The 1,710-nt window shown below is 29.4% G+C and carries 1 protein-coding gene; it reads right to left on the reverse strand.

Features of this window, described 5'->3' with window-relative positions; translation table 11 throughout:
- Window positions 1-1,201: 1,201 nt before the first annotated feature.
- A partial coding sequence (locus tag DMC01_RS14030; protein WP_185908948.1) for a hypothetical protein occupies window positions 1,202-1,710 on the reverse strand: 509 nt, incomplete at its 5' end.

Here is a 1,710-nt window from a genome sequence, read left to right on the forward strand (position 1 = left end):
ACAAAGTCTAAATGTAACAAAGTTTTTTAAGATGCCTTTGCTTTGATAGCTAATAATAACTGTTTTTTACAAAAGAGCTAAATAAAATTAAACTTAATATAATTTGCTCTTATTAACTTTAATAAATTTTAAATCAAGACAACTTAAACTCTAACAAAAGAATTTTAAGTTATGATTGTATCGATGAAAAACAAGCATATTAATCGTTTCAAAATTTCAGAGGCAAAATTTGTGATAGATTCTTAAATATTTTTTTGCTTCCTTACACTCGCAATTTTGTAAGAATTGATTTAAAGGCGAAAAGCCCTCTAAGTTTGTCAAATTTTCATAAAGTTGTGTGTAAAAAATTCGCATTTTAATTGCAATAGAATGCGAGAAGTTTTCTAAAATAAGTGGTGAGATAGAGGTTGATGAGAGTTATTTTTACCACTCTAGGCTTGCAACTGCGTATTAGAAGGAGCAAAAGCACATTACAGAATAAAACACTCTAAAAACGAGTTTGCAAAGGGATACAGGCACATAAACGAAATTGTGAATGTTTTTGCTTCGTGCTCTTGTAACTGCAAACAGAAGTTTGCGAAATTTAGCTTAGCCAAATTTAGTGGTGTTAAGAAAAAAATATCCTTCACTTATAAAGAAACAGAATTTAGACGAAAAATTTATGACACAATTTTCATCAAAATTTATTAAAGTTGATAAAGCAAAATTCGCTGAAGTTAAATTGAGCCTAAAATAAATAAGCCAAAATCCTAATTAAAGCATCTTGAGTCTTGAATTTATATACAGTGTCAAAATCAGTGGATTTTATTATGACACTTACCAAATAACAATCTTGCAAGAAAGCTCTAAAAAATTTATCATTAAATAAGATTAAAATCTAGATCAAGTTTTACTGAAATTGATAAGGCAAAATCCTTAAGTTAAGCCAAAATTTTATCGCCTTTTTTCATCATCTTTAATCTTTTTGAATTTTACATCAAGATTTTTATAGCATTGATTTACCTTGAGCTTTATCTATGTATGTGGGCTAATACATATCATAGAGATCTTTTGCAAATGTGAAATTTTATCCTTGAAAACTTTTGACAAAATTTAAATGCTCTTTAAATTTGAATTTGAAAAAATTGAATTTAATATGTAAACTGCTAACAAATGCGAGTAGGGATGATTTTACTAAGAAACCTTTTCATTTTTCAAGCATTTAAATATAACTCTCATTCATTACTTCTACTTCGTTTTTGTTTTGTTTATAAGTTTTTTGGTAAAATGCACCAGGAGCGTATTCTATGACTATTTCATCCTTGCTTTTGCGCGTTATGACAACCGACATAGAGCTTAATTCGCAATCTTCAATTTCCTCATCCAAGCACAGTTGTATTTGATGTTCTACCTTGACATTATCGCTTGGTAGCTTAATGGTGGAAATTATTTTGTTTATTCTACGCAAAACCTCATAATCATCGCTTACTTTGCTTTGCAAATGCACCTTTATTGCTTCCTCTATGCTCTTAGAGCCTATGATGATACACTTTTGAGAGTTTTCTTCGTAAGCATACTCTTTTTTGTCGCAATTTATTGCGATGGCAGAATTTGTGCTAGATTGTGCCAAAGCTTGTGTAGATTCATCCTTAGTTTCGTTTAAAGTCTGTGAATTTATGCTTGAATTTATTTTAGATTGAGCTTTCAGATCTTTATGAGCTATCATTTGCA

It is taken from the genome of Campylobacter troglodytis, assembly GCF_006864425.1.
In the GTDB taxonomy this organism is placed as follows: Bacteria; Campylobacterota; Campylobacteria; order Campylobacterales; family Campylobacteraceae; genus Campylobacter_D; species Campylobacter_D troglodytis.